The sequence below is a fragment of the Pantoea sp. CTOTU46764 genome, assembly GCF_031974595.1.
In the GTDB taxonomy this organism is placed as follows: Bacteria; Pseudomonadota; Gammaproteobacteria; order Enterobacterales; family Enterobacteriaceae; genus Pantoea; species Pantoea trifolii.
In genome coordinates, this window is the sequence record NZ_DALYOQ010000059.1 from 23224 (window position 1) to 30068 (window position 6845).

Below are 6845 nucleotides of genomic sequence, written 5' to 3' on the forward strand. Positions count from 1 at the left end.
CACATTTTCTGAATTAACGTGCCATCGCCTGTTTTAGGGCGTTTAGAAAGACCGTGACGCGCGTTGGCAAATGACGCGCGGTGGGAAACAGCGCCCAGACGCCGAGCAGCTGCGGTCGCGCATCTCGCAAGCCAATCTCAATCAGTTCACCGGCCGCCAATTCCTGCTGCACATCACAGGCAGAGAGCTGGGCGATGCCGCTGCCGGCCACACATAAGGTACGTACACCTTCCACATTGCTGCCGCTGAAACGGCCTTCAACGCTGACGCTGGAAATATGATCGTCGACCATAAAACTCCATTGCGGCACGCCGGATAAACGCAGGCAGTTATGCTGATGCAAATCGGCCAGCAGTTGTGGAGTGCCGAAGCGCGCTAAGTAGTCTGGAGAAGCACAGAGCACGCGCGGATTATCCGCCAGCCGCTGCGCCACTAACCGCGAATCCCGCAGCGGGGCGATGCGAATGGCGACATCGTAGCCGAGCCCAACAATATCGGTGACGTTATCGCTGAGTTGGAAATCGATCTTGAGTTCGGGATTTTCCGCCATCAGGGCGGGCAGCAGCGGAATGATGGTACGACGGCCAAAGCCAGAAGGGGCGGTGATGCGCAGCTGGCCGGTTGCGCCTTGTTTATCCGGCGAGAACAGATCACGCGCGCTCTGTTCGGTTTCCATTAGGGTTTTGGCGTAGGGCAAAAACTCTTCACCTTCATCCGTCAGCGCGATGGCGCGGGTGGTGCGATGCAGCAAGCGCACGCCGAGATCTTCCTCCAGCGAGGCGAGTCGGCGCGATACTGTCATCGGCGTGGTGTTCAGTCGCCGCGCGGCCTGTGTCAGGCTGCGCGTCTGGGTGACCATCAGGAATACTTCAACATCCTTAGAGTTCATTGTAACGATTTCCGTTATACAGACGTATCATCATCGGCCATTTTTGTCCCTGTGGCGACCTAATATACTGCTCTCTGTAGATAATCCGCATTTAGAGAACAATATGAGTGATAAACATCTTTTTCAGAGCGGGACACTGAACCGGCTGGCGCTGAAAAATCGCATCATGGTGGCGCCCATGACGCGCATCTCCGCCAGCGTCGACGGCATACCGGGCGAGCGTATGCAGCACTATTATCAGCGCTTCGTGCGCGGCGGCTTTAGCGCCATCATTACCGAAGGCCTTTATATCGATGAAGCCTGGTCGCAAACCTATGCGTTTCAGGCCGGGCTGGTTAACGCCAAACAGAGCGCTGGCTGGCGCGCAATCACCGACCGCATACATCAGCGCGGCGGCAAAATCATTGCGCAATTGATGCATGCCGGAGCGATATCGCAGGGCAACATTTATCGACCGGATACGCTCGCGCCCTCAGCCATCCAGCCGCGCGGAGAACAGCTCGGTTTCTATCACGGTCATGGCGCCTATCCGCTGCCGCGTGAAATGGATGAAGAGCAGATCCAGCAGGTGATCGACAGCTTTGCGCACACGGCGGCGCGGGCAGTTGGCGAAGCGGGTTTTGATGGCATCGAAATTCATGGCGCAAACGGCTATCTGCTTGACCAGTTCTTCACCGATTACACCAATCAGCGCAGCGATCGCTGGGGCGGCGATATCGTGGCACGTTTATCTCTGACGCTGGCGGTGATCGCCGCAGTGCGCCAGCGCGTAGGGCATGATGTTACGCTGGGAATTCGCCTCTCGCAGGGCAAAGTGAATGATTTCCAGCACAAATGGCGTGAAGGCGAAGCGGGCGCGCGTCAAGTATTCGCCGCGATCGCTGAGGCCGGCGTGGATTATCTGCACCTGACAGAATATGACGCGCTGCAACCGGCGTTTGCGGATTCGCCGCTGTCGCTCGTACAAATTGCGCGTCAGGCGGCACCGAATTTGCCGATTATCGCCAATGGTGCGTTAAGTGATGCCAGCACGGCGGCGCAGGCGCTGGAGCAGGGCGCGGATTATGTGTCGATTGGCAAAAGCGCACTGGCGAATCCCGACTGGCCGATGCGGATTCGTGATGCTGTGGAGCTGCGCGTCTTTGATAAAAATCTGCTAGCGCCGTCTGCAGATGTAAAAAACTGCGAGTTGGTTTGAGCATAATCGCGTGAATCGGTCGCCATTTATGGCGACCATTCGGTTATTGTGCAAAGGCCCACGTCAATTTGCCGTCATCGGAGACCAGCTTTTCCAGCTTCTTCTCGTTCACTTTCTTGCGTGCGCCTAACCGATCCGCCGTCAGCGCGCCGCTATCACTGTGCGCAATTACCGTGTCTTTCGGCACGCTGGTCATCTTCTCAGCGATGGTTTCGATCGCTTTGACGTAACCACTGCGGTTATTGAGGTCAAAGTTCTTCAGCGGGAGCTGCGTTTCCAGCCATTTGCCCCAATAGAATTCGAGGAACGGCGGCGGGTTCTGCTCTTTATCAAAACCAATGTCGCGCACGAAATAGACCAGCGAGCGATATTCATCATTCTGCATGTGCTGGCGGCCCAGTTCTTTCGGCAGCGCATCCGGTTGGATTTTGCCTGATGGCGTGTCCAGCCACACCAGATGTGCCGCTTCCATTTTTTGCCAGAAGGCGGACATGGTTTTCAGGCTGCGGAAGTCATTAGTAATGCGTACCTGCACCGGTGTGTTAAGACCGGCGATATCAGCGAAATTACTGAAAGTATGATGACCATCGGTGAGGTAAAGCACATTATCCGGTGCAATCACCGCCGTTTTCATCGGGCCAGGTTCGCTGCCGACAGGGGCTTTACAGCGGAAGCTGCTGGGCTGCGAGAGACGTGATTGACTATCAAATTTATCGACGCCTTTCTGTCCCATGCTTTCGCAGTAATCATCAAACAGTTTTTTCGGTTCGGCTTCATAACGATGCTGTTTGTAATCCAACTGACGATAGCCAATCGCGGCCTGCGTCGGATGAAGCTGCGCTAACTGCACTTGCACAATATCACCGGCTTTGATGTCGGCGGGCAGCGCGGCGGATGCCTGTCCGGCTGACCACAACAGCGCCAGTATTGACCACGGTGTTCTCATTCCCTTTCCTCAAATCGCCCATTACAGATGCGCACAATAGCATTAGTGTCATTTTACCGCTTTAGTGTTGTCGCTCGCGGTTGCCCAGTTGCAACCGGTTATCCAGACATCTGACCACACGGAGCTTTGATTATGGCACTCGCTGCTGTGCAACCGGCAAAATTGCAACACACCGTTATCGATCCCAGCGTGCGTATGCGCGAAAGCCAGATTGGCGCGCAATGTGAAGTGCTGGCCGAAACCTATATCGAATACAGCGAACTCGGCGACTTTTCCTATCTCGGTGAGCACTGCTGTGTCGCCGATGCGCAGATTGGACGCTTTACCGCCATTGCCAATCATGTGCGGATTGGCGCGCCCAATCATCCGATGGATCGCGCTTCGCAGCACCGTTTCACCTACTGCCCGGAATACTACGATGGGCAGGCGGAGCGCGATAATGGCTTCTTTGCCGAGCGACGCGCCGATCGTGTGATTATTGGTAATGACGTGTGGATTGGGCATGGCGTGATCGTGCTGCCGGGTGTCACGGTGGGGGATGGCGCGGTGCTGGCGGCCGGTGCGGTGGTGACGAAAGATGTACCCCCTTACACCATTGTCGGTGGCGTGCCAGCCAAAGTGATCCGTGCGCGTTTCGCTGCGGATATTGCCGCGCAACTGCAGGCAATTGCCTGGTGGAACTGGCCGCTGGAGAAATTGATGACGAATCTGGCGGATTTCCAATCATCCGATCTCCGCGCCTTCTGCCAGCGGCACGGCAGTTAAGCGCGTTGTAAGCACCCCTTGTTGACGCAGCTACCGTAAGCAATCTCAAAACACCCTGTTTTTGCGATTGCTTGCGATGTGGATTAGACCGGCGGATGCACTACCAGCGCCGACAGCACCGCTTCCTGTGGCAGCCCGACATGCAGCAAAATCTGCTGGCGATAATGCTCATCGGCGTCACGCGCATCGTCGCTGAGCAACACGCCCACTTCATTGACGTTCTTGCCAGCCACCTGCACCTTGTCACGCGCGGCACTGCGCATCCATTCGTACTCGATATCAATGTGGCCGGTATCAATACAGCGAATGCCATGCTGGCTGAGATCGTAAGCCAGCACCGTTGCGGTTGGGCCGAGCGACATCAGCACCATATCGTAATCGCGTGCGTGCGCCAGGACGGCGCTGTAGAGATCGTTGTAGACCGAGAAGGCATTGCGATTGAGCGTGGTGATGCGTTTAATCTCCCGTGCGTCATCAAGCAGATCGTTACCGATGCCGAGACGCGTGCCGCTGCCTTCCACAATTAATATCTTTTTATCGCTGAACAGCTGCTTGAACTTATTAAACACGCGAACCGCCTGCTGCTTGTCCTTATAATCGTGATAGGGACGCGTAACGGAGGTGTTGCCGTAGCGGTAATCTTTCTTTAATAAGCTTTCATAATGGCGAAAATAAAATGCTTTATGAAAAAACCAGAATAGGGCCGAACCAAAACGCATATTCGCGGTGCCGCGAAAGGCATCGGGCATACACAATAAACACGGATTCTTCGGCTGACTTCCGCGCCGTAATATCTCTTTAAGGCGAATAGAGAGTCGTTCATCAAAAGATTGAAAACCGATATTCTTGAACAAGGTCATTTCCAGTTCGCCATCGCCATAGCGGCTTACGGAGAGCTTGTCGTTGTTGAGCAGCAGGTCAATGGTTTGCTCAGGCGACATCACCGGATATTGCCGGGCACGCGCATTGGCAACGGGAAATTTAAAAGCAGCGTGTGTGAGTTTAAAAGGAAAACGTAATTTACGATAAAAGAAATCTGCGCTAATCATCATAACCTTCTTTTTATGGCGGACTTGCCGCAGAGCAGTTATGTGATTTATATCACGCTCAATCGAGGATAACAGTCTGAGGAAACTCTCAAAAATATATTTAGGTATAATCGCTAATCAATTTAAAAACTCTTAAATAAAGACTGCGGAAATGAAAGTGTAATAAAAATGCGCTTATCCGCGCTGCTGCGAAAATCGTTGCCAGGAATAATCGCAGCGGTACTTTTATGATCTATTAAGTTATTTCAATTAATGTCTAACTGTGAAAGCGATTTTCCGGCTTTACTAAGCCTAAACGATCGCGCAGCGTGCCCGGCTGATAGTCGCTGCGGAAGACGCCTGTGTTCTTCTAACGTAGAAGTCACAAAAACGCGCAGCATGGCCATATTCCGTTATCAAAAAATGCGAATTTTCCTCACTAATGATTAATTCTCTCAACGAAAATGAAACGTGATTTCAGTCACACATTGAACGAGGCGCTAGCTGGCAGCCATTAGCCAAACTACATTCATTAGCGGAGCTAACGACACACCTCGCAACGGGTTTTTACTAAACGGTAACGTACGTTAAAATTCTGTTGATTTTATGTGGGGTTATTTTTGAGGTTTTTCGATGAAAATGGTTGAGGGATTAGCATGGTTAACAAACTAACCAGTATCGTGCTCGCGATTCTGGCGATTGCCTTGCTGTACATGGGCGGCAAGCTGTTAATGCTGGGCGGCAGCGCCTTCTATGCGCTGATGGCAGTGGGCTTACTCATTACCGCAATTTTACTGTTCCGCAACCAGCGCAGCGCGCTGGCGCTGTATGCGGTGCTGATGTGGATTACGCTCGCCTGGATTATCTGGGAAGTGGGCTTTGATAAATGGCAGTGGATCCCACGCGGTGACCTGTTCGGTGTGATCGGTCTGTGGCTGGCGATGCCGTGGGTGGTGAAACCGCTGTATCGCGGCGAACGCCGTTTCCACGGCTTCCTCGGCGGCACCGTGATTATCATGATTGTGGTGGTGATTGGTCTGTGCTTCTACGATCCGATTCCGCAGCAAGGCACCATCAGCAATGCCCGCGAACAGAACAGCGAGCAGGGCGCCGCTAACGACTGGACCGCGTACGGTGGTTCGTCTGACGGCCTGCGTTTCTCATCGCTGAATCAGATCAGCAAAGAGAACGTCAAAAACCTCGAAGTTGCCTGGACATATCACACTGGCGATCTGCGTCAGGATGCGGATGCCAGCGAATACACCTTCGAAGCCACGCCGCTGAAAGCCAACGGCATGCTGTACTTCTGTACGCCGCATAATGAAGTGCACGCGCTTGATCCGGAAACCGGCGCGGTGAAGTGGAAATTCACCCCGAACAAAGATCGCTCTTACCTGCAGCAGCATCAGACCTGTCGCGGCGTAAGCTACTACCAAGAAACCCCGATTGCCGCGCAGGATAGCGCAGCGAATCCGGCTATCTGCCGTAAGCGTATCTTTAACGCCACCACCGATGCGCAGCTGATTGCGCTGGATGCCGACACCGGTAAACCGTGTGCTGATTTCGGTCAGAACGGTGTGGTTGATCTGCACGCCAACATGGGTGAAGTGCGTCCCCATGCGCTGATGCAAACTGCTGCTCCGCTTGTCGCGGGCAAGCTGGTGATCGTTGGCGGTTCCGTGATGGATAACGGCTTCAACAGCGGCAACCCGTCAGGCGTGATTCGTGCGTACGACGTGCAAAGCGGTCGTCTGGTGTGGAACTTTGATCCGGCCAACCCGCAAAACACCGCACCCATCGCTGCCGGTCAAAACTACCCGCAGGACACGCCAGTAGCGTGGGGCACGCTGAGTGCTGACCTGAAAAACGGTTTAGTCTATGTGCCGTTTGGTAACGCTTCACCGGATGAAGTGGGCATTGAGCGCGATCCGAACAGCAACACCGAGAAGTTCCGCGATGCGCTGGTGGCGCTGGATTTGCAAACCGGTGCGTTCAAATGGCGCTATCAGAGCTCCAACC

6 protein-coding genes are annotated in these 6845 nt (G+C 54.0%); 3 read left to right on the top strand and 3 right to left on the bottom strand.

What is annotated here, in order from left to right; all coding sequences use genetic code 11:
- Positions 1-13: 13 nt before the first annotated feature.
- Positions 14-889, bottom strand: a complete 876-nt coding sequence (locus RTM06_RS17210; RefSeq protein ID WP_312183796.1) for a LysR family transcriptional regulator — start codon at positions 887-889, stop codon at positions 14-16.
- A 103-nt stretch (positions 890-992) separates the two neighbouring features.
- Here RTM06_RS17210 and RTM06_RS17215 point away from each other — a divergent pair, with 103 nt between their 5' ends.
- Complete coding sequence (locus RTM06_RS17215) at positions 993-2087, top strand: NADH:flavin oxidoreductase (RefSeq protein WP_312183798.1); 1095 nt, start codon at positions 993-995, stop codon at positions 2085-2087.
- 43 nt (positions 2088-2130) lie between these two features.
- Here the strand turns inward: RTM06_RS17215 and RTM06_RS17220 are convergent, their stop codons facing one another.
- Positions 2131-3033, bottom strand: coding sequence for a ParB/Srx family N-terminal domain-containing protein (locus tag RTM06_RS17220; protein WP_312183800.1), 903 nt, complete (start codon positions 3031-3033; stop codon positions 2131-2133).
- A gap of 132 nt (positions 3034-3165) precedes the next feature.
- On the opposite strand from RTM06_RS17220, the gene RTM06_RS17225 reads away from it, so the two are divergent.
- A complete protein-coding gene (locus tag RTM06_RS17225; RefSeq protein ID WP_312183802.1) occupies positions 3166-3798 on the top strand; it encodes a DapH/DapD/GlmU-related protein in 633 nt (210 codons plus the stop codon).
- 83 nt (positions 3799-3881) lie between these two features.
- Here RTM06_RS17225 and RTM06_RS17230 read toward each other — a convergent pair whose 3' ends face one another.
- Positions 3882-4847, bottom strand: a complete 966-nt coding sequence (locus RTM06_RS17230) for a GT-D fold domain-containing glycosyltransferase (protein WP_312183810.1) — start codon at positions 4845-4847, stop codon at positions 3882-3884.
- Positions 4848-5482: 635 nt separating this feature from the next.
- Here RTM06_RS17230 and RTM06_RS17235 point away from each other — a divergent pair.
- Positions 5483-6845: PQQ-binding-like beta-propeller repeat protein (locus tag RTM06_RS17235; RefSeq protein WP_312183804.1), on the top strand; the 1363-nt coding region annotated here is incomplete at its 3' end.